Source organism: Streptomyces sp. 3N207, assembly GCF_052246355.1.
In the GTDB taxonomy this organism is placed as follows: domain Bacteria; phylum Actinomycetota; class Actinomycetes; order Streptomycetales; family Streptomycetaceae; genus Streptomyces.
The window spans coordinates 83,410-107,601 of sequence record NZ_JBQQBV010000023.1 but is presented as its reverse complement, the minus strand read 5'-3'; the positions used below and the strand labels follow the sequence as shown (position 1 = coordinate 107,601).

General features: G+C 69.5%; 16 protein-coding genes and 1 riboswitch. Of the genes, 9 read left to right on the top strand and 7 right to left on the bottom strand.

Features of this window, described 5'->3' with window-relative positions:
* Positions 1 to 25: 25 nt before the first annotated feature.
* Complete coding sequence (locus tag ACTWP9_RS29090; protein WP_443249275.1) at positions 26 to 2,452, bottom strand: asparagine synthase-related protein; 2,427 nt, start codon at positions 2,450 to 2,452, stop codon at positions 26 to 28.
* Between the two features lie 1,305 nt (positions 2,453 to 3,757).
* On the opposite strand from ACTWP9_RS29090, the gene ACTWP9_RS29085 reads away from it, so the two are divergent.
* The 5 genes from ACTWP9_RS29085 (at position 3,758) to ACTWP9_RS29065 (ending at position 12,874) form a co-directional block, all read left to right on the top strand.
* Complete coding sequence (locus tag ACTWP9_RS29085) at positions 3,758 to 5,296, top strand: sporulation protein (RefSeq protein WP_443249274.1); 1,539 nt, start codon at positions 3,758 to 3,760, stop codon at positions 5,294 to 5,296.
* Positions 5,297 to 5,472: 176 nt separating this feature from the next.
* A complete protein-coding gene (gene lhgO, locus ACTWP9_RS29080) occupies positions 5,473 to 6,717 on the top strand; it encodes an L-2-hydroxyglutarate oxidase (RefSeq protein WP_443249286.1) in 1,245 nt (414 codons plus the stop codon).
* 195 nt (positions 6,718 to 6,912) lie between these two features.
* Positions 6,913 to 7,647, top strand: a complete 735-nt coding sequence (gene trmB, locus ACTWP9_RS29075) for a tRNA (guanosine(46)-N7)-methyltransferase TrmB (protein ID WP_443249285.1) — start codon at positions 6,913 to 6,915, stop codon at positions 7,645 to 7,647.
* A 657-nt stretch (positions 7,648 to 8,304) separates the two neighbouring features.
* Complete coding sequence (locus ACTWP9_RS29070; protein ID WP_443249284.1) at positions 8,305 to 9,582, top strand: PrsW family intramembrane metalloprotease; 1,278 nt, start codon at positions 8,305 to 8,307, stop codon at positions 9,580 to 9,582.
* A 172-nt stretch (positions 9,583 to 9,754) separates the two neighbouring features.
* Positions 9,755 to 12,874 carry a DUF3427 domain-containing protein gene (locus tag ACTWP9_RS29065; protein WP_443249273.1) on the top strand — a complete coding sequence of 1,040 codons (3,120 nt, stop codon included), beginning with the start codon at positions 9,755 to 9,757 and terminating at the stop codon, positions 12,872 to 12,874.
* A gap of 26 nt (positions 12,875 to 12,900) precedes the next feature.
* Here ACTWP9_RS29065 and ACTWP9_RS29060 read toward each other — a convergent pair whose 3' ends face one another.
* The gene (locus ACTWP9_RS29060; RefSeq protein WP_443249272.1) at positions 12,901 to 13,311 is read right to left on the bottom strand and encodes a (deoxy)nucleoside triphosphate pyrophosphohydrolase; all 411 of its coding nucleotides are present in this window, start codon (positions 13,309 to 13,311) and stop codon (positions 12,901 to 12,903) included.
* Between the two features lie 257 nt (positions 13,312 to 13,568).
* Here ACTWP9_RS29060 and ACTWP9_RS29055 point away from each other — a divergent pair, with 257 nt between their 5' ends.
* From ACTWP9_RS29055 to ACTWP9_RS29045, 3 genes are all read left to right on the top strand, one after another.
* Positions 13,569 to 14,810, top strand: a complete 1,242-nt coding sequence (locus ACTWP9_RS29055; protein ID WP_443249271.1) for a helix-turn-helix domain-containing protein — start codon at positions 13,569 to 13,571, stop codon at positions 14,808 to 14,810.
* 263 nt (positions 14,811 to 15,073) lie between these two features.
* On the top strand, positions 15,074 to 15,298 hold the full coding sequence (locus tag ACTWP9_RS29050; RefSeq protein WP_443249270.1) for a hypothetical protein: 225 nt from the start codon (positions 15,074 to 15,076) through the stop codon (positions 15,296 to 15,298).
* A 218-nt stretch (positions 15,299 to 15,516) separates the two neighbouring features.
* A complete protein-coding gene (locus tag ACTWP9_RS29045; RefSeq protein ID WP_443249269.1) occupies positions 15,517 to 15,957 on the top strand; it encodes a PPOX class F420-dependent oxidoreductase in 441 nt (146 codons plus the stop codon).
* A gap of 140 nt (positions 15,958 to 16,097) precedes the next feature.
* Here ACTWP9_RS29045 and ACTWP9_RS29040 read toward each other — a convergent pair whose 3' ends face one another.
* The 5 genes from ACTWP9_RS29040 to ACTWP9_RS29020 form a co-directional block, all read right to left on the bottom strand.
* A complete protein-coding gene (locus tag ACTWP9_RS29040) occupies positions 16,098 to 17,045 on the bottom strand; it encodes an aldo/keto reductase (protein ID WP_443249283.1) in 948 nt (315 codons plus the stop codon).
* A 204-nt stretch (positions 17,046 to 17,249) separates the two neighbouring features.
* On the bottom strand, positions 17,250 to 18,407 hold the full coding sequence (locus ACTWP9_RS29035; protein ID WP_443249268.1) for a M23 family metallopeptidase: 1,158 nt from the start codon (positions 18,405 to 18,407) through the stop codon (positions 17,250 to 17,252).
* Between the two features lie 10 nt (positions 18,408 to 18,417).
* Positions 18,418 to 18,592, bottom strand: a riboswitch (cyclic di-AMP (ydaO/yuaA leader).
* Between the two features lie 132 nt (positions 18,593 to 18,724).
* Positions 18,725 to 19,984 carry a PP2C family protein-serine/threonine phosphatase gene (locus tag ACTWP9_RS29030; protein ID WP_443249267.1) on the bottom strand — a complete coding sequence of 420 codons (1,260 nt, stop codon included), beginning with the start codon at positions 19,982 to 19,984 and terminating at the stop codon, positions 18,725 to 18,727.
* A 233-nt stretch (positions 19,985 to 20,217) separates the two neighbouring features.
* The gene (locus ACTWP9_RS29025) at positions 20,218 to 21,072 is read right to left on the bottom strand and encodes a DUF4232 domain-containing protein (protein ID WP_443249266.1); all 855 of its coding nucleotides are present in this window, start codon (positions 21,070 to 21,072) and stop codon (positions 20,218 to 20,220) included.
* A gap of 459 nt (positions 21,073 to 21,531) precedes the next feature.
* Complete coding sequence (locus ACTWP9_RS29020) at positions 21,532 to 23,481, bottom strand: protein kinase domain-containing protein (RefSeq protein WP_443249265.1); 1,950 nt, start codon at positions 23,479 to 23,481, stop codon at positions 21,532 to 21,534.
* 18 nt (positions 23,482 to 23,499) lie between these two features.
* On the opposite strand from ACTWP9_RS29020, the gene ACTWP9_RS29015 reads away from it, so the two are divergent.
* Positions 23,500 to 24,138 carry an RNA polymerase sigma factor gene (locus tag ACTWP9_RS29015; RefSeq protein WP_443249264.1) on the top strand — a complete coding sequence of 213 codons (639 nt, stop codon included), beginning with the start codon at positions 23,500 to 23,502 and terminating at the stop codon, positions 24,136 to 24,138.
* The last annotated feature ends 54 nt before the right edge of the window (positions 24,139 to 24,192 follow it).

Here is a 24,192-nt window from a genome sequence, read left to right as displayed (position 1 = left end):
TCCCCAGGCGAGCGCCTCTTCGGGATCACCCGGCAGTGGGCGGAAGAATTCGTTCGTAGCGGGCGTCCGGGTGGACGCCCGCCGCAGCGGCGCGGTGGCGGGGCGCTGCAGAACCGGTCCAGCAGGTGCCGCGCCGCGCCAGCAGACGGCCCAGCCACAGTTCCATGGAGACCAGGTCGGCGATGCCCTCCACGGGCAACTGTTCGCCCCTGGCCACCCGCTGGACGGCCTGGCGTACGACGCGGGCCTCCACCAGTCCGGCCTCGGCCAGCAGCGGCGCACGGAAGAGTTCCAGCAACTGTTCGGCGGCCAGCCGCACACCGGCGCGGAGGGCGGCGTGGTGGGTGGCGTGGGTAGGGGCGCCCCAGCCGGGAGGGAGTCCGTGCACGCCCGCACCGGCGAGGGCGGCACGCAGTATGGAGGCGCGCGCTCCCGGGCGTACGCGGAGTGCTTCGGGCAACTCCCTCGCCGAACGGACAACCTGGTTGTCGAAGAACGGAGCGTGCAGCCGCTGGTTGCGGATCTCCGCGGCCTGTTCCAGCACCCGGTGGTCGGCGGCGGCGCGGGCCAGCGCTGCCCGGGCCCGCCGTTCACCGGGGCGCTCGACGGAGGGCCGGGCCTGCGCGGCGGCCTCCAGCCGCAGTGAGACCTCCGCCAGTGCCTCCCCCGTCAGCCAGCGCGCCGCAGGCCCGGGGCGGCACCAGGTGAGCGCGGCGACCGAGGCGTCCACAGCGCTCTCGCCACCCTCCGGGTACGGCGCGAAGGCGGCAGCCGTGAACGAGCTGTCGCGCAGCTGCGCCGCGGTCTCCACGACCCCGTCGCGGTAGGGCGTACGGGCCAGCCTGCGCGCCGCCCGGTAGATGGTCACGGGCACCAGCAGTGAGCGGCCCGAGACCTGCCCGCCCGACTGTCCCTCGGCGCGGGCCAACGCGGCGACGGGCCGCACCAGATGGCGGCGGCGCCGGTCCAACAACAGATCGGCCAGGCGGGCGGGGTGCGCGTCGAGGACCTGGCGGGCGCCCGAACCGAGGAAGTGGTCGGCGCTGCCTGCGGAGAGGCGGTGCCGGTGGCGTTCCGCGGTCACCAGGGAGGGGCCGGGCTCGTCGGTGAGGGGGCCGTTCTCCAGATCCGCGTAGGGCAGCGTCTCCTCGCTGCCGGTCACCACGACATGGCGCAGCCGCGGGTTCTCCGCGATGGCGTGCGCCCGTTCCAGCTCGGCGAGATGGCTGTCGGCGCTCGCGGTGCCGGGCGGGTCGGCCGTGGTGCCGGCCAGGTTCGCGGCGCTGCTCAGGGTGAGGTCGTTGAAGGTGACCGCCAGCAGCCGCTCGCCCGCGCTCGCCGCGCCGGAGCCGAAGACGGTGCCGGGCGTACCTGGCAGCCCGGCGGCGAGCAGCGCGAGGGTGCCGGACGCGGGCCCGCCGGACAGGTCGGCGCCGACGCCGGGTGCCGGGCCGCCCCGCGCACGTTGCCGGTCGGCGGGGCCCATGCCGGGCACCGGCCCCGGATCGCGTACGGCCCCTACGTCAACGTCCTGTTCGGCCGCGTGGCGGGGCGCGGTGAGCCGGGCCCGTACGGCGTCCACGAGCGCGTCCCGCACGCCCGCGACCGCTGCCTCCGGATCGACGGGCGGGGCGCCGACGACGAGTGAGGCGGACGACTCGTAGCTGGCGACCTCGCGGCTGCCGCCGTCCCGCACGATCAGCGCGTGCCCCGGCGGCACCCGCCGCACCCCGCGGTAGGGGGTGCCCTCGCCGAGCGCTTCGGCCGCCTCGGGGCAGGCCAGCAGAGCGGCCAGGTGCCCGAAGTCCAGTTCGGCCTCGACGAGATCGGCGAGCGGCAGCGCGGCGGTCGCATAGGCGGTGCCGCCCGCCCAGGGCGTGTGGAAGACGGGCCGGGCGCCCGCGAGGTCGGCCGCGATGGTGATCCGGCGGCCCACGCAGGCGACCGCGGTATAGCTGCCGGGCCAGGCGGTCAGGTGACGAAACGCTCCGCCGCGCGCGGCGACCAGGCCGAGGCGCAGCTCGTCGTCGCTGGCGCCGCAGCAGCCGAACACCGCGAGCCGGTTGCCCGGTTGGGCTTCGACGACGCGGATCTCGTCCGGCCGCCAGTCGCCGACGGCCCACAGCGGGTCGGGTCCGCTCCACAGCACCTGTGCGCCGACGGGCTGGAGGACTCCGTCACTCCCGTCGGGGATGTGCGCGGTGTGCGGGGCGTGCCCGTAGGGGCCGTAGGAGTCGTACGGGTCACGGGAGTTGTACGGGTGGTGGGAGTTGTGCTGGTCATGAGAGTCGTACGGGCGGTACGACTCACGAGGATCGCGGCCGGTGTGGCGATCGGCGTAGGCGTCGGCGGAACCGGTTGCCGAGCGGCCGGAGTTGGCGGTGCTGCGGGCGGATCCGCGACGGCGGTCGGGCGATGCCGCGGCGCTGCTCCACCCCACCAACCAACGCATCGCCGCCTGCCTTCGCGTCACTCCACCGCTGTCTGCGCACCGCGCGGGCGCCTGGAGCGGCGGGTGTCTGCCGTCCGGGAAACCTGCTGCCGTTGCGGCTATGGTGCCACGAGAGTGGCGCGCAGGAGGCGTGTAAGGGGCGCATACCTCAGCTCAGTACGCCGCCCCTCGCGCACCGCCCAGCGCCCCCGAGCGGCCGTTGCCGGGCCGTCGAGTTGCCGAATCGGCAGCGGCATATACCAGTGGCGTCCGCACCCGGCACGGCACACGCGACCGATGTCATTCGGCCAAATATGAACGGCCTCCGCGACGCCGTAACAGCCGTCTTGCCCCCTCGCTACGCAACAGCGAACGGGCGGCGTACCGAAGGCAACCGGGGCGAGCGGGACAGCCGGGCACGATCCGCACGGACCGTACGCGCGGGGCGCGCGGGCCCGTCGCATGCGCGGGGCACAGAAGCATGGGAGGGAGCACACGGCAAGCAGCGTTCCGGACGTGGCCGCTTCCGGGCGCCGGCCGCACGCTCCGGGCGGGGGCGCCACAGAAGTGGACACCCCGGGCGAAGGCAGCGGGCGGCGCCGGGACGGTGACGCCGAGGCGCGGCAGACACCGTGCTGCGCCGCGCGTTGCGGCGAGGCAGCGGTCACCCGGAGACGCCCATGACGACGGCGCCTCCGAGCGATCTCCGTACCCACCTCTGTTACCGACGGAAAGGCCACGTCCGCCCCGGTGCCGCGGCCCTTCCGCGCTCTTCCGCGCGGGCTCTTCGAGGGGACGGCCGCGGCCTGTCCGCGTTGCTCGTCCGCCGGCGAGACCCGCGCCTCGAACTTCGTTCCCGCCCCGTCCCGTTGCCGGGCCGGGAGGGGCATTGCGCACCTCCCGGCCCGGACCGCCGTCCGCGGGGAATGAGACGGCGGTGTCCCCCAGCCCACTGATCCTGTGCAGCGGGCCGACCCACGCGACTCCCATCGAACCGCTCCCCCCTTCGGGTCCGGCAGGCGCATGAGTGGGCGCACGGCCACACGCCAGGGGCACGGCGACCGGCGCCGGAGAAGTCGTACGTCCCGCGGACGGCGCGCATGATTCCAGCCGCTTCGCGCGGGGCAGCATGGGGGTGGCACGTGACCCCCGCACGTACACGCGTACGGACATAGATCTCGCCATCCGGCATGACGCCTCTTAACGGTCGGGATGCGGCGAACTACGCTGTGTTCGCAGTGCTTTCCGCGCCGCGCAGTGCGCAGTGACGGGAGGGGGCCCCGCGCTACAGCCGCGGGGCGGTCGTCGGTGTGGTCAGGGGTGCGCATGTCCAGGGAGTCACGCGGGCCGAATGAGAAGCTCGGCACCGTCCTCGCCCTCGCAGGAATCAGCAACGCCGGACTCGCCCGACGGGTCAACGATCTGGGGGCCCAACGCGGCCTCACTCTTCGGTACGACAAGACGTCGGTGGCCCGCTGGGTGTCGAAGGGGATGGTGCCGCAAGGAGCGGCGCCCCACCTCATCGCGGCTGCCATCGGCAGCAAGCTCGGCCGTCCGGTGCCGCTGCACGAGATCGGTCTCGCGGACGCCGATCCGACCCCCGAGGTCGGGCTGGCCTTCCCGCGCGATGTCGGCGCCGCCGTCAAGTCGGCCACCGACCTCTACCGGCTCGATCTCGCCGGGCGGCGCGGCGGCGGCAGCATCTGGCAGTCCCTCGCCGGCTCGTTCGCCGTGAGCGCATATGCCACCCCGGCCTCGCGCTGGCTCATAACCCCGGCCGACAGTTCGGTCGCCCGCCACGTCGAATATCTGGAGGGGGCGCACCCGTCCGGCGACGGGGCCAGAGCGGACTCCGCCGCGAACGGCGGGCTCCTGGCCATGGCCGAAGGGCGGCTGCGGGAGGGCCGGGACGGACGGGACGGCGACGTGGACGGGGCCAGCACCCCGCTGCGCGTCGGGCACACCGACGTCTCCAAGCTGCGTGAAGCGGCGGACGAGGCGCGCCGCTGGGACTCGAAGTACGGCGGTGGTGACTGGCGTTCGTCCATGGTCCCCGAGTGCCTTCGGGTGGACGCCGCACCGCTGCTGCTGGGCGCCTACACCGACGAGGTGGGACGCTCCCTCTTCGGCGCGACAGCCGAACTGACGCGGCTCGCCGGTTGGATGGCGTTCGACACCGGACAGCAGGAGGCCGCGCAGCGGTACTACATCCAGGCGCTGCGGCTGGCCCGCGCCGCCGCCGATGTGCCCCTGGGCGGCTATGTGCTGGCCTCCATGTCGCTGCAGGCGACCTACCGGGGCTTCGCCGACGAGGGCGTCGACCTCGCGCAGGCCGCGCTGGAGCGCAACCGGGGGCTGGCGACTGCCCGGACGATGAGCTTCTTCCAGCTCGTCGAGGCCCGTGCCCATGCCAAGGCGAACGACGCCCAGGCGTGCGCCGCAGCGCTGTCGGCGGCCGAGAGCTGGCTGGAGCGCTCCCGCGAGGGGGATCCCGACCCCTCCTGGCTCGACTTCTACTCCTACGACCGGCTCGCGGCCGACGCCGCCGAGTGCTACCGCGATCTGAAGGCACCCCGCCAGGTGCGCAGGTTCACCGAGAAGGCGCTCTCCCAGCCGAAGGAGGAGTTCGTCCGCTCGCACGGGCTGCGGCTGGTCGTCTCCGCCGTCGCCGAACTGGAGTCGGGCAACCTGGACGCGGCCTGCGCCGCCGGGGTCCGCGCCGTGGAAGTCGCCGGCCGCATCTCCTCGGCGCGCACCACGGAGTACGTCCGCGATCTGCTGCACCGCCTGGAGCCGTACGGGGACGAGCCCCGGGTCGCCGAGCTGCGCGAGCGCGCCCGGCCACTGCTGGTGGCTCCGGCGTGAGGGCTGATGGCTCCGGCGTAAGGACTGGTGTTTCCGGCGTGAGGGCTGATGGCTTCGGCGTGACGGCTGGTGTCCCCCGTGAGAGATGGTCGCTCCCGTGAGCGGGGGACGATATGGGCTGGAGAGGCGCGTGAGGTGGGGAGGCAGCTGAGTCGGGAAGGCGGAGGCAGTTCATGATGGGGGACGTGTCCTCGACGTCCGGAAGACTCGACTGCGACGTGCTCGTGATCGGTGCGGGCATCGTCGGCCTGTCCACCGCCCATGCCCTCACCCGCAGGGCACCCGGCACCCGGGTCACCGTCCTGGAGAAGGAGCCCGGCCCGGCGCGCCATCAGACCGGGCGGAACAGCGGCGTGATCCACAGCGGCATCTACTATCCGCCCGGCTCCCTCAAAGCCCGGTTCGCGCTCCAGGGCGCGGCCGAGATGGTGAAGTTCTGCGCGGAATACGGGATTCCGCACCAAGTCACCGGCAAGCTGATCGTCGCCACCGAGCACCGGGAACTGCCCCGGCTGCACGCCCTCATCCAGCGCGGCAGACAGCACGGCATCCCGGTACGGGAGCTGGGCCCCGCGCAGATCGCGGAGCACGAGCCGCATGTACGGGGCCTCGCGGCCATCCACGTCGGGACGACGGGCGTGGCCGACTTCGTCGCCGTCGCCGATCAGCTCGCCCGGCTGGCACAGGACGCGGGCGCCGAGGTGCAGTACGGCGCCGCCGGTCAGGTCACCGCGATCGACCGCCGCCCGGGCCGCGGAGTCGCCGTCCGCACGGCGGACGGGACGGTGGTGCGGGCACGCGCCCTGGTCAACTGCGCCGGACTGCACTGCGACAGCATCGCCCGACTTGCCGGAGATGCCCCGCAGGCCCGCATTTTCCCGTTCCGCGGCGAGTACGCGGAGCTGGCGCCCGAGCGGGAACATCTGGTGCGGGGGCTGGTCTATCCCGTACCCGACCCGGCGTTCCCCTTCCTGGGCGTCCATCTGACCCGCGGCGTGCACGGCGGCGTACACGTCGGCCCGAACGCCGTCCCGGCACTCGCCCGGGAGGGATACGCGTGGCCGACCGTACGCCCCGCCGAGCTGGCCCGGCTCCTCACCCACCCGGGCACCTGGCGGACAGCCCGCCGCCATTGGCGCTACGGAGCCGGTGAGGTGCGGCGCTCGCTCTCCCGCCCGGCGTTCACCGCCGCCGTACGACGGCTGCTGCCCGAGGTGACGGCGGAGGACCTGCGCCCCGCGCCCGCCGGGGTACGGGCCCAGGCGGTGCTGCGGGACGGGACGCTCGTCGACGACTTCCTCTTCGCCGAGGGCCCGCACACCATCCACGTCCTCAACGCGCCCTCGCCGGCGGCAACCGCGTCCCTGCCCATCGGGAGGGAGATCGCGCGGAGGGTGGCCCGGGCGCTGGGAGAGGGCTGACGGGTCCCTCCGCCGCCGCAGCCGCCCCCGTAAAATTGAAACATCGTGTCCGAAAGCAAAGACTTCCCTCAGAGTGACGATCCCACCCGCGACGCGGTCGGCCTGGCAGGACCCGGCGACGACCAGAAGGACGCTGATGACGGTCCGCAGCGAGTTGATGACGCCCGTGTCGGACAAGCGCCGGCTCCGCGGGTGATGGCCCGGATGTTCCCGCCGGGGGCCGGGCCCTCACCCGATCCGGCCGGGTCGCACCACGAGCGCCGGATCCGCAGCTTCCAGCCCCGCCGCAGCCGGGTCACCAAGGGCCAGCGGGCGGCGCTGGAGCGGCTGTGGCCGCAGTGGGGGTTCGACGTGGACGGACTGCGGAAGATCGACCTCGGCGAGCTCTTCGGGGACCCGCAGCTGCCCGTCGTGCTGGAGATCGGCTTCGGAATGGGCGAGGCCACGGTGCAGATGGCGGCCGGCGACCCGGCCACCGGCGTACTCGCCGTGGACGTCCACACCCCCGGCCAGGGCAATCTGCTGCGCCTCGCCGACGAGCAGGGCCTCACCAACGTACGGGTGGGCAACGGTGACGCGATCATCCTGCTGCGGGAGATGCTGGCCCCCGACTCGCTCTCCGGACTGCGGATCTACTTCCCCGACCCGTGGCCGAAGGCCCGCCACCACAAGCGGCGGCTGCTCCAGCCCGAGTTCCTGGATCTGGCGGCCGGGCCGCTGCGGCCGGGCGCCCTCGTGCACTGCGCGACGGACTGGGAGGACTACGCGGAGCAGATGCTCGAAGTGCTCAGCGCGCACCCGGAGTACGAGAACACCCAGCCGGACGGCGGTTTCGCACCCCGTCCCGAGAACCGTCCGCTGACCCGGTTCGAGGGACAGGGGCTGGACAAGGGGCACAAGGTGCGGGACCTGCTCTTCAGGCGGCGCTGAGACCGCACCCTGCTCGGTGGCCGAGGGGCGACGGCGCCCGACGGTCGTTGTGGCGGTGCCGCAGCATGCGTCACCCACACTGGTTACTGTCGATGGGTGCATGACGAGGCAACCGGCGCCCCCGGCGCGCCACCGAACCCGACGACGCCCGGGCCTTCCGACGGCCCCGCGCCTGTCCCGCCCGCACGTCCTGGTCGGCCGGAGAGCCCCCAGGACCGGGTACCGGAGACGGAGCGGGGTGGTCCGCGTCCCCAGGACGGCACGCATTCGGCAGCACATCCCGAGCCCGGCCGGACGCCCCCGCCCGCGCAGGGGTCCGCGTACGCGGATGACCCGGCGCCGGCGAACCCGTACGCCCCCGTGAACCCGTACGCACCCGCGAATCCGGAAGCGCCGCCGCACCAGGGCGCTCCCGCGGACCCGCCCCCGTACGCCGCCACACCGCCGTCTCCGCCCTCGCCGCAGGCTCCGTACGGTTCGGCTTCTCCATACGGGGGGTCTCCGTACTACGGCGCGACGCCTCCGTACGCTCCCGCAGCGCCGCCCCCGCAACCCCCCGGGCCGGGCGCCGTCCCCTCGGCGGCCCCGCACTACCCGGAGGTGGCCGCTCCGTCGGACCGGGCGCCGTACCCCACCAACCCGTCCCCGGTGGGTGGCATGTACGCCCCCATGGACGACGCCGGGCAGGGCGGATCCGGGCATCCCATGCAGACGCATCCGGTGCCGTCCTGGTGGCAGCGGAACCAGCGCACCCTGCGCGCCACAGCGGTGATCGTGCTGCTCGCCCTGTGCGGGCTGATGATCCTGGCACTGGTACGTGAACAGACGGGTACGCAGGGCCTGCTGGTCGGGTTCGGACTGGCACTCTTTCCGGTACCGCTGCTGCTGGCCGCGTTCCGCTGGCTGAGCGCGCCGCTGCCCGCTCCGTGGCGTACCCATCTCTTCGCCTTCGCGTGGGGCGCGTGCGCCGCGACGCTGGTGGCGATCCTCGCCAACGGCTTCGCGACCGACTGGCTGGCCTCCTCCGTCGTCGTCGACTCGCCGCACCAGGCGGACACGCTGGGTGCCACCGTCATCGCCCCCGTCGTCGAGGAGACGACCAAGGCGGGGGCCATCCTGCTGCTCTTCCTCTTCCGCCGCCGCCATCTCGACAGCGTCGTCGCCGGCATAGCCGCTGCCGGCATCACCGCTGCCGGCTTCGCGTTCACGGAGAACATCCTCTATCTCGGCACCGCGTACGGGGAGGACACGGTGCTGGACCCCGACAGCCTCTCCGGCTCGGCAACGGCCGGTACGTTCTTCATCCGCATCATCTTCGCGCCCTTCGCGCATCCGCTGTTCACGTCGATGACGGGCATAGCCTTCGGCATGGTCGCGGCCCTGCCACGCCGTCGGCGCACCCTGCGCTGGGTACTGCCGCTGCTGGGCTGGTTCACGGCGGTGCTGCTGCACGCGATATGGAACGGCTCGGCATCCTTCGCCAACTACACCTTCCTCGCCGTGTACGGCCTCTTCATGATCCCGGTGTTCGGCGCGCTGACGTGGCTGGCCATCTGGTCACGGCTGTACGAGCTGCGCGTCGTACGGGACACCCTGCCCGCGTACGCCGCCGCGGGCTGGTTCAGCGAGCCGGAGCCGTGGTCCCTCTCCTCGATGCGGGCCCGCTCCATGGCCCGCGCGATGGCCCGCCGCAGCCACGGCCCGGAGGCGGCCCGCACCGTGGCCGCCTACCAGCACGACGCCACCGCCCTGGCCCTCCTCCGCGCCCGCGCCGACAACGGCGCCACCGCCCCCGACTTCGCCGCCCGCGAGCACGAACTCCTCCAACGCCTCTGGACCAACCGCCCCCTGGCCGGCCCCCCAACCACCAGCGCCGCCCTGGCCCTGAGCCGGCCGGTGGGGGCGGGGTGGGTGGGGTATCCGTCACCGCGATGAGGGGCCTGCTGAGTCGCCAATCTTGAGACGTGAACTTGCAGCACTCTCGCCTGCGTTGGTGCGGCCTCACGGTCTGCTGGCCACGCTGGACGTCGAGTTGACGTGATCAGGCCCCTCTTGTCATAGCCCGCTGGTACAACGTTCAGCAGAACGTACGGTCCAGAGGGGGGACATGTCCGACTCACATAGCCATGACCAGCCGATCGCAGGTCTCTATGAGCAGCTGATCACCCAACAGCTCCAGGCTCGGCTGGAGAAGTTGCGGAAGGAGGGCTGGGCAGCTGATGAAGCACACGTCGCCCCAGGCTCGTCTCCACGCATACTGGCGCGCCATGTTTCCGACGTCATAGAGGAGAAGCTCGCTGGGCTCTCCCCTCTTGAAAGAGGCATCTACACCAATCTGGTACTGAAGCGTCTGGATGACGTCGTACCTCCAGGGGCATTGCTCGCAGATGGGCCCCGACAGTTGCTCGGGCTGAGCAAAGGCGCCGACAGTTCGCCTATACCGCGCCCAAGTACCCCCATGTCAGAAGCGACGCTCATTACCAACAGGCGAGACGTCACAATGGGCGAAGAGCTGCAAAACGAGATCTACTCAGCAGACGCGATTGATCTTCTTTGCTCTTTCATCAAGTGGCCGGGCCTTTACCACATGCGGCCCGCACTGCGCGATGCTAAGGAACGTGGCATCCCCATTCGCATTCTGACCACGACCTACATGGGGGCAACCGAACCGCGAGCCATCAATCGATTGGTCCACGATTTTGGGGCGGAGGTGCGCATCAATTATGAATCCTCCGGCTCCCACGTTCATGCAAAGGCTTGGCTCTTTCATCGGAATACGGGTTTCCACACCGCCTATATCGGCAGCTCAAACATCTCAAAATCAGCACTTAGTACGGGACTCGAGTGGAACGTCCGGGTTTCCCCTGTGTCCGCTCCGGGAGTTCTCGACACATTTAAGGATGCTTTCGCAGGGTATTGGGAATCTGGGGCGTTTGAACCCTATGACCCAGACATCGACGGTGATCGCCTTGCGGCAGCAATCCAGAAGCGCAAGTGGATCCCCGTCGGAAAGATCAAGGAGCCGTCAGAGAGCATAACGCCGCAGCCACACCAGATGGACATGCTCGAGCGCCTCCGGGCGGAACGTGAGGTTCATAAAAAGCCGGGCGCTTTGCTAGTCGCCCCAACGGGCACCGGGAAAACCGTCATGGCGGCCCTTGACTACAAGTCGCTGTGCGAGAAGAAGGCAGAAAAGCCGCGACTACTGTTCGTAGCGCACACGAAGGAAATCCTGGAGCAATCACTAGAGACGTACCGAAAGGCCCTCGGAGACAGCACTTTCGGGGAACTCCACGTAGGCGGCCTCCAAGGTGTTGAGCGGAAGCACCTGTTCGCCAGTATCCAATCCTTCAGCAACGCGAGCTTCCTCGAATCATTCGAAAACGGACACTTCGACGTACTCGTCATTGACGAATTTCACCACTCGGCGGCAAATACCTACAAGAAGGTGATCGATCGCTTTCATTCAGAGGATCGCCTCTTGCTGGGCCTCACAGCAACGCCCGAACGGCATGACGGCGAAAATGTGCACGACCTGCATTTTGAGGGTCGAATTGCAGCTGAAATGCGCCTCTGGGAAGCGCTTGACAGCAACCTCCTCAGCCCTTTCCACTATTACGGAATCGCCGACGATTCCGCGCAGTTTGAGCACCTGCGCTGGCGGGGCAGCGGCTACGACAGCAAAGAACTGACGCAGATTCTTCTCGCGACGGACGAGCACGCGCGTCTGGTCTTTACGGAGCTCTACGACAAAATAGTTGACCCCACGTCAATGCGAGCACTCGGGTTCTGCGTATCCGTAGAGCACGCTAGATTCATGGCCGACTACTTCCAGCAGCGCGGTATAAACGCTAAGGCACTCGATGGAAGCACGCCCCCGGCAGAGCGAGAGTCAGCATTCGCTGGGCTGCGGAAGGGGACGATCCAAGCACTCTTCGCCGTCAACTTGTTCAACGAAGGACTGGACATCCCAGACGTCGACACCCTGCTCTTCCTTCGCCCAACTGAAAGCGTTACCGTCTACCTTCAACAGTTCGGAAGAGGACTGCGGCGCACGTCCGACAAGGAGTTTCTTACTGTTCTTGATTTCGTGGGGCGTCATGGACGCAACTACGACTTCGAGGCGCGTCTTGCCGCGGTGACCGGGCTGCACAAAGGCCGACTCATTAAGAGTATCGAGAACGACTCTTACGGACTTCCTGACGGTTGCGAGATCATCCTAGATCGCAAATCCAAAGAATTGATCATCCGCAACATTAAGGCGCGGCTACACTTCCCGCAAATCGTCAAGGAGGTGAAGGCAGATAAACCGGAATCCCTTGCCCAATATCTCGAAAGTAGCATGCGAGATATCACAGATATCTACCGCAACGGCAACTCGTGGACCAAAGCACGGCGGGATTCCAAGCTCCTCACGGAGCCTGCGCCGGACCGCGAGGACAAGCTCCTTAACCGCATGGGCAAGCTCCTCCACGTGGACGATCCCGAGCGAGCTGATGCATACCACTCTCTCTTGAGCCTTGATTCACCTCGCTACGAGGACCTCTCCCCGGCACAGCAGCTTTATGCTCGAATGCTGATCCTCAACCTGTGGGACGGAGGCTCACGGGATTCGGGATTCTCCTCATACCAAGAAGCCCTTGACCATCTCGCACATCAGCCCTTTGCCCGATCAGAAGCGTGTGAGATTCTTGAGTACAGCAAGGCTCGGATCGAACATCCACCTATTCGGCTGGACCCTCCCCGTGATCAGCTGCCCCTCCGAGTACACTCCACGTACACGAGAGCGGAAGCACTCACAGCAATTGGCCATACCGCATTTACGGGCCCCTATCCCTCACAATCCCAGACTGGTGCTGAGTGGTGCGAAGGAGCCAACGCAGACGTTCTGTTCGTTACCTTGGTGAAGAAGGAAAAGGACTTCAAAGAGGACGTCCGCTATAAGGACTACGCGATCGACACTCGCCATTTCCATTGGGAGTCGCAGAGGGAGACTGCACCGCATACTAAGAGCGGGATGCGCTACCAGACTCACAAGGAGTCCGGATCAGATGTGTTCCTGTTCGTGAGGAAGTACCTCAACGACGAGGTTGGTGCAGCCCCGTATACATTCCTTGGGTCGGTTGAATATGTGAGTCACTCCGGCAAGAAGCCCATGCAGATCATCTGGAAACTGCAACATGATGTGCCAGGGGAGATCCTGTCTTACTCCCCTGCAATTACTTAGGGAAATGGCACCTCAGTAGCCGAGAGTCACGCCGTTACTGCCAAGCGGCGCACAACCTCTTCCACGAACGGCAGGTCTTGCTCAAGCCAGTCCACGTCAAACGCCTGCTCAGGGGTGAGCCAACGCAGTTCATCATGGTCCTGCAAAGGCTGAGGCTCACCCTTGAGCAGTGGCGCCCACCACGCGTGCAAGACAAGGTCCGCCTTAAGTTCCCACTCACCGGGAAGACGATCCATGGCCTCGACTTCGACCCCCAGCTCTTCCCGCAACTCACGTACGAGAGCTTCCTGAGCTGACTCTCCCGGCTCCACCTTCCCTCCCGGGAGCTCCCACCGACCCGCGAATTCCGGTGGGGCAGTCCGACGCGCAGCAAGAAACCGCCCCTCGTCGATCACTGCTCCTGCCACGACTACACGCTTTGCGACGCAATCACTCATGTCTGCCAGCCTATGGGGTCTCTACGTCTGCCTGCTTCGATCTACGACGACTGAGGCAGCTGATCCACGCGGGCGTACCTGCTAAGACTTCGGCAACTCAAAGGTTGCTGAGGTGCCATCGCTTGCGCCTCAGGCGGGGAGGCCAGGGGCCACACACGCGGGTGCGCAACGTTGCCAACGTGGCTGCTCAGTACGCACGTTGGTCTACCAATGCTGCCCGACAGGCTTACGCTGGGTGGTGAGGGGACGGTGATCTCATGTCCACAGGCTTGGCAGACAACATCAGGAAGTACCGCCGCGCAACGGGACTGAGTCAGGAACAACTCGCCCATGAGGCAGGGCTGTCTGTGGGCGTCGTTCGCAAGTTGGAGCAGGGCGGAGACGCCCGGGTTGAGACGTTGCATTCTCTCGCCCGCGCGCTGGGCGTATCCACGTCCGCTCTCTTCGCAACGGAAGCGCCGAAGTCTGTACTCGGCCTGCAAGATGAGGCAAACCGCCGCTATCTCGCTGAGCTACGAAAAGCTCTGATGCCTGCTGTCGGCCTGGCCGCGCCGCTGGCTGAGCCCGCCGAAGATGCGGAGCTGTCAGCCGTTCACAGGGGGATTCGTGAGGGGCACGCTCTCTACTGGGCTGACCAGTATGGAGCTGTGGCAAAACTACTTCCGGCGCTTCTGCGAAGTTCCGATGCGGCGATTTCCTCTCTGGAAGGAGAGGAACAACAGCGGGCTGTGATCGCCCGTTGTCACGCCCTCCTGCTGACGGGGAAATACCTCACTCAAGTGCGGCAGTACGACATGGCGTATTACGCACTCAGTGAAGCGATTCGGCTTGCTCGGGAGACTGGCCAAATTCTCACTGCGGCCACCGGTGTTGTGGGACTGTGCTGGCTGCTGCTGAGGCAAGATCGGTTTGATGAAAGCGAAGAGCTCGCCGCTCTGACAGTCGAGGAGATCGAACCGCGAGTGTCAGAGGCTTCGTCTGCGCAATTGGCAGTGTGGGGCGAGCTCTGGCTGCGAGTGGCGGCGGCGTCCGTACGGAACAACCGGCCCGACGTGGCACGGGAAGCACGGCGTATGGCGGCTACGGCAGCTAGTGCGCTAAGTACCGAGGACTCGACCTTTCCGGACCACTGGGGCGGCTTCGGCCCTGTGACGGTCGAAGTAAAGGCAGTAGAGGACCTCTCCCTCGTAGGCGACTCACACGGGGTGCTCCGGCGCGCTGACGACGGCCTGCTGGGTGCGAAGGCAGTGCGCAACATCGGCAAGCCGACTGCACCGAATTGGGGCCGCCATCGGCTGGACGTTGCACGAGCCCACCTCGATCTCGGCTCGCATCAAGACGCCATGGACGAGTTGCTGCAACTACGTCAGACATCGGGGGCGTGGCTAGCGCACCAACCGATGGCTCGATACGTCATGTCGGACCTTCTCAAGACCCGTAAGCGGACTCTCACACAAGATATGCGGAGCATGGCCACTTATCTGGGAGTCACGGAGTAGCTACCACGGAGCATAGTATTTAGCGGTCTAAGTACACGGAACTACCGTGCTGTGTACGTCGCTTGAACGCCTACATCCCTTTTACGCTCCTTCCACCTAAGAACTGGAAGGGGGCTTCAGTGGAGCGTAGAACGGAAGACGAACGGCAGCGGCACCGAGGCCGGGCGGACGTACCAACGGACTCTCCGCTCCGTCTACTACCGTGGGATGAAGACGGAAAACCGTGCTATTTAAGCTCGGACGGTGACGGCATCCTTTCTCGTGTGGCTGACGACATAGAGGCCGTGCAGCTCGACATGGCGCGAGAAGTCGTCAAGGCAGCTCTTCCAATTCTGCACAATCCTCTGTCGCCGCACGGTGAGATCCGGTATGCCGGTCTCCGGCTCTCGGAATGCCTTGTCGATGCGATCAGGGTCGCGGAAAGTCGAGGCGGGCGCATTCCCGGGCTTCTCGAAGGGCAGCCCGGAGATGACGGCGAGACGAACTAGTCCTTCCCCGGAAGGTGATCAACCGGAAGACATAGCTGGTCGTAGTGAGACGGGAAGCGTCTGCATCTTGTGTAGCCCTGCCCGGCAAGGGAAAGGCAACTGCCGGCGAGGCTCCCTGGAAGCGGCGTGGTGTATCGCAGGTGGCCACATCCTCAAGCGGCGTCATGGAGCATTGGGTTGCCAGTGTCTCTGAAGACTGACAACCCCAGGAGGACCCTATGGCCAAGACCACCGGTGCCGAGGATGCGTTGCTCGGGCTGTTGAGGGAGTACGACCGGGGGGTGCTTGCCACGTTGCGGCGGGATGGGAGGCCGCAGTTGTCGAACGTCAACCACACGTTTGACCCGGGCAAGCGGCTGGTGCGTATCTCCATCACTGCGAATCGTGCCAAGTCGCGGAATCTGGCGCGTGATCCGCGGGCCAGTTATCACGTGACGAGCAGCGACGGGTGGGCGTGGACGGTGGTGGACGGGACGGCCGAGCTGACGCCTGTCGCGCGGGATCCGCACGATGCGACCGTCGAGGAGCTGATCGAGGTCTACCGGGCCATCCGGGGCGAGCATCCGGACTGGGACGAGTACCGGGCGGCCATGGTGGCGGAGCAGCGGCAGGTGGTGCGGCTCGGCGTCACGCATGTGTCCGGGCAGCAACCCGGATGACGCGCTGACGCCGAGCCGCAGGGCCACGACCACGGCCACGGCCACGCCGAACCCGCCCGACGAGGGCTACGCCGAGCCGCACGGCCGGCCAGCCACTCCGAGCCGCCCGGCCACGGCCACTCCGAGCCGCCCGGCCACGGCTACGCCGAGGCGTCCGTCAGAAGGCGGAGTTCGTCGTTGGTGAGGCGGAGGTCGGCGAGGGCCAGCAGGGCGGGGAGCTGTTCCACCGTGCGGGCGCTGGCGATGGGAGCGGTGATGGTCGGCTGGGCGGCGAGCCAGGCGAGGGCGACGGTGGCCTCGGAGACCTGGTGGGCGTTGGCCACAGTGGTCAGCGCGGCGAGGACGCGCTGGCCGCGCTCGGTGGCGAGGTACTGGGCCGCCTTGCCGGTACGTGCCCCCTCGGGCGCGGTCTCGCCCGGCCGGTACTTGCCGGTCAGGAAGCCGGACGCCAGCGCGTAGTACGGCAGCACGGCGAGGGATTCACGCCGGGCGAGTTCGGCCGGCTCTCCCTCGTATGTGTCGCGTGAGACGAGGTTGTAGTGCGGCTGGAGCGCCACGTACCGGGCGAGGCCCTCCCGGTCGCTGAACGCGAGCGACTCGGCGAGGCGGGACGGCGAGATGTTCGACGCGGCGATCTCGCGGACCTTGCCCTCCCTGACGAGGTCGTCGAGGGCGCCGATGATGTCGGAGACCTCGACCGACTCGTCGTCGAAGTGCGTGTAGTACAGGTCGATGCGGTCCGTCCGCAGGCGGCGCAGCGAGTCCTCGCAGGCGGCCTTGATGGTGGCCGGGGAGAGGCCCATGTGGTCGGGGTGGCGGGCGACCTTGGTGGCGATGACGACGTTGTCACGTACGGACGAGCCGCGAGCGGCGAGCCATTCGCCGATGACGGTCTCTGACTCGCCGCCCTTGTTGCCCTCGACCCAGGCCGAGTACGCGTCGGCCGTGTCGATGGCGTTGCCTCCGCCGTCGGTGTACGCGTCGAGGACGGCGAAGGACGTGGGTGTGTCGGCCGTCCAGCCGAAGACGTTGCCGCCGAGCACGAGCGGCGAGACGGACAGCTGACCGATCTTGTTGTCGGCATTCATCTGCATGCCGCGACCGTAACTCGGGGGCGGGCGGTGGCGCATGACCTCACTCGCCGGGCCGCCCCGTCAGCGCCGTCAGCCCTCTCGCCAGGCCGCCTTCCCCCAGCATCCCCGTCAGCCCTCTCGCCGGCCCTACCGCCTGCCGTCGACCCACAGCCCGTCAGCCGCGTCGGCGCTGCCGGTCTCCCGGGCCGGGACCGGGTCTCAGACGTCGACGCCCTTGGCGCGGAGCCACGGCAGCGGGTCCACCGGGTCGCCGCCGTCGGGGCGGACCTCGACGTGCAGGTGCGGTCCCGAGGAGTTGCCGGTGGAGCCGACGCGGCCGATGACATCGCCCGTGCCGACCTTGTCGCCCGCCGACTTGGTCATGGACGAGAGGTGGCAGAACGAGAGTTCGGTTCCGTCCTCCAGTTGCAGCACGATGCGGTAGCCGTACGAACCGGCCCAGCCCGCTTCCTTGACGGTGCCGCTGTGGATGGCCTTGACGGGCGTGCCGTTGGGGGCTGCGAAGTCCTGGCCGGTGTGGTCGTTCTGCCACATGCCGCCGGCCTGGCCGAACCCGGCGGTGAGCTGGTAGGAGGCCAGCGGCGCGGTGTAGCTGCGGGCGAGCTTGGCGCGGCGTTCGGCCTCTGCCTTGCGCTTCCGCTCGGCCTCCGCCTTGCGCTTCTCCTCGGCGGCCTCGCGCGCGCGTTCGGCCTTGGCCTGCTTCTCGGCTGCTGCGGCCCGCTTCGCGGCTTCTTCCGCTGCCGCGTTCGCCGCCTGCCTGGCGGCCTCCTCGCGGGCTTCCGCGTCCTCCGCCGAGCGGTGCTGTTCGGCCTGCGCGAGGATGCGGGCGCGCAGTGCCTCGCCGGCGTTGGTGCCGGCCGCCGCGTCCCCCTTGCCCGTACCGGAGACGTCCGCACCGGCTGCGCCGTCCGGGTCGGCGGATCCGGCTGAGTCGGCGGAGTCGTCCGAGCCGTCCGAGAGGAGGGAGCCGATGCCGGGCAGGTCCTCGGCGTCGGGCAGGTGGTCGGGGAGGTCCCGTACGGTGTCGGCCGCGGTGTCCAGGTCCGGTACGGATATCGCGCCGGGGTCCTTGTCCTGGGCGGTCGCCATGCCGCCGGCGCCGACCGCCGCGATCATGCCGACGCCGAGTACGGCACCGCCGCGCGCCACGCCGCCGGCACGCTGTTTGGCGACCCGGTGCTTGCCGCGGGGCGGGCGGGTGGACTCCTCGGTGGGGTTCCACTCGTCCCACGGTTCGGCACCGGACGGCTCGCTGGGGACACCGTAGGGAACGGAGGAGCCGGCCTGGTCGGCGTGCGGGTCGTAGGCGACGGTCTGGGGCGCATGACCGGTAAAGCCCTGGGTTCTGGACGCCACGGGGGCGCTCTCCTTTCCTTCCTCTCGCCTACCGGGTTAGCTGACGGGTTCGGAGCAGGAAGGTCTCCTACGGGCGTCCTCTCGCGAGGGCGTCCGATTCACCCCGTCCTCCTCGTCTGGCTGACGAGAAGGGGTGGTTCCCCGGTTCCCACGGTGCGGTCCAGTCAGTTGGGCGCTGCTGGTGCCCCGTATGCGGGATTCGGCGATGGCGCACGGTGCCGTCTTCCGTGACGACAGTGACGACCGTGCTGCGTTATCGGACGGTAATAGAACAGGGGCCGTGATTCCAAGCTGTTCCCCGTAATTGGTGGCTGAGCTCAGGAGCGGCTGTGCGACTCGTGGGCGACGGCGAGCAGCGCCATGTCGTCCACCGACCGGCCACCGGTGTGCGCCGCGACATCGATCAGGACCGCTTCCAAGAGCTCCTCTGGGTGGGCGAAATAGCTGCGGGCGAGTCGTTCGGCCGGGTCGTAGAAGACACCGTCGGAGTTGCGTGCCTCTGACAGACCATCGGTGTAGAGGAGCAACCGGGCTCCCGGCGGGAAGGGAACCTCCTCCTCGTGGTCCGGCCATCCGCCCAGGTCGGACATGCCGAACGGAAGCGCCGGCAGGTGTGGCTCCAGAAGGGACGCCCTGCCGCGGTGGAGAAGGACCGGTGCGGGGTGGCCCCGGTTGACGATCCGCACAACTGTGGGGCTGTCGCTGTCGGCGCTGCCGTCCCCGGCGCGTTGCGGCGGACTCTTGCCGGGGGCGGAGGCGTGGGCAGCGGGGTTCTCGGGGGCAGAGGCGTGGGAAGGCGGGTCCTCGCGGGCAGAGGCGTGGGAAGGCGGGTTCGGGACCTCCACCAGCACCGCCGTGCTGAAGCCCTCCAGCTGTGCCGTGCCGAGTTGCCGCCGTCCCTCCCGGTCGAGGGCCCGGTCGAGGCGGGCCGCAACGCCGGAGAGTGATTCCTCCTGCTCGGCGGCCTCACGGAACGTCCCGACGAGGAGTACGACGGCCGACACCGCGTCGAGCCCCTTGCCGCGTACGTCGCCGAGCAGCAGCCGTACGCCGTGCGGGGTCTCCTCCGCGGCGTAGAAGTCACCGCCGATCCGGGCTTCGGCCTGCGCGGCACGGTAGCGGGCAGCCACCGCCAGGCCGCCGATCCGGGACGGCGGGGTGGGCAGCACGGCGAGCTGCACCGCCTCGGCGATACCGCGCGCCGAGGCCAGCCGGCTGCCGCTGCGGAGCAGCACATAGTTGACGCCCACGGCGAGGGCGGAGACCGTCAGGCTGGTGACGGCTCTGGCTTCGGCCTCGATGGCGCTGCCGGTGTCGTGGAAGACGGCGAACAGGATGGTCGCGGCGGAGGAGACGATTCCGGTGACCACCGTGCCCCGGAGGGACAGGAAGGCCGCGGCGGCCAGCGGGGCGGCGGCGAACGGCGCCGATACGGTCACGTCCCGGGGCGTCGCCATCTCCAGGACGACGCCCAGGACGAAGAGCACGGCGGGAAGCTGCCGCGCCAGGCTCCACAGCCGTCCCACGTCGTCCTCGTACCCGTTCGCCGACTTCGTCCCGGCCTCCCTCTCCCGCACGGTCCCAATCTGACCTGAGAGCGGGCTCCGGGCCAGTCGGGAGCGTTCGGAGGGGTACGGGGTACGGGCCACTGGCCGCGGGCGCGGATGGAGGGCGGTGGTGGGCGTACGGAGCGGATACGGGCAGCAGGCGGTCGTCATCACATACGGGACCGCACCGCCTGCGGGCCTGCGCCGATCGGGGCCAGGGGGAGGGGGGAGGGGAAGGGGTGGTGGGGGAATCGGGCCGGGGCTCAGCCGCCGGTGCCGGGGGCCAGCGGGCCGATCTTGGGAACGGATGCCTTGCCGGTGTTGGTGACCGGTCCGCCGGACCAGGGCGTCCGGAGAGAGGCCCGTTCGTCGGGCGGGGTGATCCGCACGCCGCTCGGCGTGACCGTGGTGACGTTCGTCACCTCCGGGTTGGTGTACGAGAGCGGCGCCCAGGCGCTCTTGCCCGGCGCAAGCGTGACGGTCCGGATCTGACCAGCCGTCCGGTGGGGGTCGAAGGACACCTGCTCGCCGCTGCTGTTGACGAAGGCGAGCCCGGGATAGCCGCGTACGGTGCACGTGCTGTCCGACCGGTTGGTCAGGACCAGGGCGAAGTTCTCCTGCCCGGCGCCCGGGTGGTTCGGGCCGAACGACGCCTTCAGGTCGGCCGTGTGGCACCGCGAGCCGGAACCGGAACCCGGTCCCGACCCGCTGCTGCCGGTGTCCGAGCCGCCTCCGCTGGACGAGGAGCCCGCCGAGGAGTCCCCACCGTCCGAACCGGAAGAGTCCGAGCCGCCCGTACCGCCGCTCTGCGAGCCGTTCCCGCCGGTTCCGTTCTCACCGCTGCTGCCGTCCTTGCCGCCGCTCTTGGAGCCACCGTCGGAGTTGCCTGCGGCGGGCGCGGGCTCGCCGTCGACCTTGTCCGGGGACGCCTCCGGGTCCTTGTTGCAGCCGATCAGCAGTGCGCCCGCCGCCAGCACCGCTGTTGTGGCGGCCGCGATGCGGGCCACCCGGCGACGGGGGCGGTACGGGGTGGCCGGGCGGCCGGTCGCGGGGGCCTCGGTGTCGTACAGGGCCTGTGAGAGGTGGGGGGTTGTCGTCGGGTCCTGACGCTTCGTCATGGCTGCCGTCCCTGGTCGTCCTGTCTGCGGTCGTCCGGCCTCCCGGCGGCTCGCGCGCTGGCTCGTCCTCGTCTCCAGCCTGCCCTCGGGCATCTGCGCCGTACACAGCCTTCGATGGGCGACTTCCCGGGAAAGTTCCCGGCCTCCCGGGAGTTTTTCCACAGCGCATCGAGGCGGCGAATTCTGCGCCGTGGCGGGCGGTTCGGAGGGGACGTGAGGGACGGGACAGGACGTGTGGGAGGGGGCCGGGCAGCGGTTTCCCGACGGCGGACAGTGGACGACGGATTCCGGGCGCCGGGGTCGTACGCCGGGCTCGTACGCGGAGGCCCAGGGCTCGTACGCGGGGGCCCGGGCTCCGGGGCCCGGGCTCCGAGGGCCGGGCTCCGAGGGCCGGGCTCCGAGGGCCGGGCTCCGAGGGCCGGGCTCCGAGGGCCGGGCTCCGGGGGCCGGGCTCCAGAACTAGGGCGTGCTGACGCGCAGGCTCTTCAGCACCTGGTCCGTTCGGTTCCCACAGTCCTCGCTGCAGCGGATCTGCACATACACCGAGGGCTTGCCCTTCTGCTGAGAGGTCAGGCCGATCTCTTGCAGCGAGAGACCGGGGCGGTCGCAGGCCGACCAGGTACGGATCCGCCCCTGCCATTCCCCGCCCTTGAAGTTGCGGCCACCTGTGTAGTGACAGCCCTGGTGCTTGAGTCCGGTCACCTTGTCGGGCAGTGGCGGCAGACCACCGGGGGTGCCCTGGGGGTTGGGCGTAGCTCGGGGGGTGGGTGCGGGCGAGGGGCTCTTGGTGGCCCCGTCCTTGTCCGGTGTGTAACCGAGCCCCACGAAGACCCCGCTCGTCGACGAGGTGAGGTCCTGCCAACGGCCCACGTCCTCCGCCACGAGCAGCCCGGGAGCGTGCTTGGCCGGCAGCCCCAGCGAAGAGGGGTTCCAGCCCGAGTCGGTCACCTCCTGCGCCCACACTCCCGGCACCTGCACACTGACCTGCCCGCTCGCGTCGTGCACCCGCACCGTGGAAGGCTCCCGCGTACGGTCCGGCAGCAGTACCGCACTGGCAACTCCCACCCCGGCCAACACCACCACGGCGGACCCGATGGCGACGGCACGCCGCCGACGGCGAGCACGCACCGGCCGAGCGGTCCCCCGGGACACCCCGGGCAGCTCGGCGGCGGCCGACTCGGGCGCGGGCGCCTGCGGAGCGGAGGCACCGAGGAGAGAGTTCTCGGACGCAGGGCTCCCGAGGACGGGCCCCTCGGGGGTGGGCCCCTCTGGCGTGGGCCCCTCCGGGGTGGAACTCCCGGCTGCGGAGGGCCCGGCCGTGGAGGGCCCATCCGCGGAGGTCCCGGTCACAGAGGTCTCGGACGAGGGCGGCTCCGTCGCGGCCGTCGGCGACTGACCGGGCACCTGGGACGCCGGTCGTAGGGCCAGGAAGGACAGTTGGGCCGCGGACGGTGCGAGGCTGTCACGTCCGTCCGCGCCTTGGCCCTGCTCCCCCGCCAACCCGCTCAACGGGTCGGACCCGTCCGACCCGCCCGACCCGGCCGCGTCTTGCTGCGGGCCCTCCTTCGGCCCGTCCGGCGCGTTCGGCCCGTCCGCGGGGGCCGCGTTCCGGTCGAGTTCCGTCGCGATCCGGTCAAGTTCGTCCGCGAACGCAGCAGCCGTCGGCCAGCGGCGCTCGCGGTCGGGCTCCATCGCACGCGCGACGGCCTCCGTCACCGCCCACGGCAGCCCCGGACGCAGCTCGTCCAGCGGCATCACCCGCCCCGGGCTCCCCGGCACCGCGCCCGTCACCAGGTGGTAGAACACGGCGCCCAGGCTGTAGATGTCCGCACGCGCGTCGATACCTTCGAACGGTTCGGCCTGCTCAGGCGCCATGTAGCCGACCGATCCGGCGACCACGGTCAGCCCCGACGCGTGTGCGAGGTTCTTGGCCAGGCCGAGGTCGGCGACCAGCACCCGCTCGCGGCCCTGCGCTCCGCCGCTCGCCAACAGCACGTTGGAGGGTTTGATGTCGCGGTGCACCACGCCTGATTCGTGCAGCGCCTCCGCTCCGTGCGCCGCCTCCGAGGTGAGCCGCAGCGCCTCGGTCACCGGCAGCGGCCCCGTCGTCATCCGGTCGGCGACCGTGCCCCGGTCCGCGTACTCCATGACGAAGTACGGCCGTTCGTCGTCCAGTTCACCCACGTCGAAGACCTGGACGACGCCGCCCGACGACGCCTTGCGCAGCAGCCGCGCCTCGGCCAGGAAGCGCTCCCGGATATCCATCCGGTGGGCCCAGTTGTCGGCCATCACCTTGACTGCGACAGGCGCTTCCAATCGGTCGTCGTGCGCGAGCCACACGACTGCGAAGGCGCCGGAGCCGAGACGACGGTCGACCCGGTAGCGGCCGATCTGATCAGGTGAAGGCATGCCCCTTATGATGCCTGGATGTGCCCACCGTCCTCCTCCCACACCGCGAACCAGCCATCCGGACGGCCTGAGTCGGCGGGCCCCGGCGATACGCCGTCGGCCACCGACACCGAAGCCCTCGCCACCCGGGCGGCGAGCGGCGACAGCGCGGCGCTCGACGCACTGCTGCGCGCCATCCGCCCCGACGTAGTACGACACTGTGGTCGGTTCCTCCTCTTCCGCGAGGATGCCGAGGAGGCCGCGCAGGACGTACTGCTCCAGGTGTCCCGGCACATCGAGCGTTTCCAGGGCCGTAGCCGCTTCAGCACCTGGTTGCACACGATCGTTGCCAATTGTTCACGTCAGAAGTACCGCGAGCTCAAGCGCCGGTCCGCCGAGCAGCCGGTGCTCCCGGACCAGCCGGGAGCACCGGAAAACCGCCCCGACCCGCGTACGACGAGCGTGATCGCGGGCTCCCGGGTGGACCTCCTCGAAGCGCTGGAGCGGCTGGAGCAGGAGAGCCCGCATCTGGTGGCGCCGCTGGTCTACCGGGACCTGTGCCAGATGGACTACGCCGAGATCGTCGACCGGCTCGACATCCCGCTGGGCACCGTCAAGTCGCGCCTGCACCACGCCCGTCGGCAGATCCGGCCCTGGCTCACCTCACAGGAGCCGTGAGCCTGTCGGCCGGGCGGAGGGCCACCGCGTCGGCCAGCTGACGGGAGGCCGCCG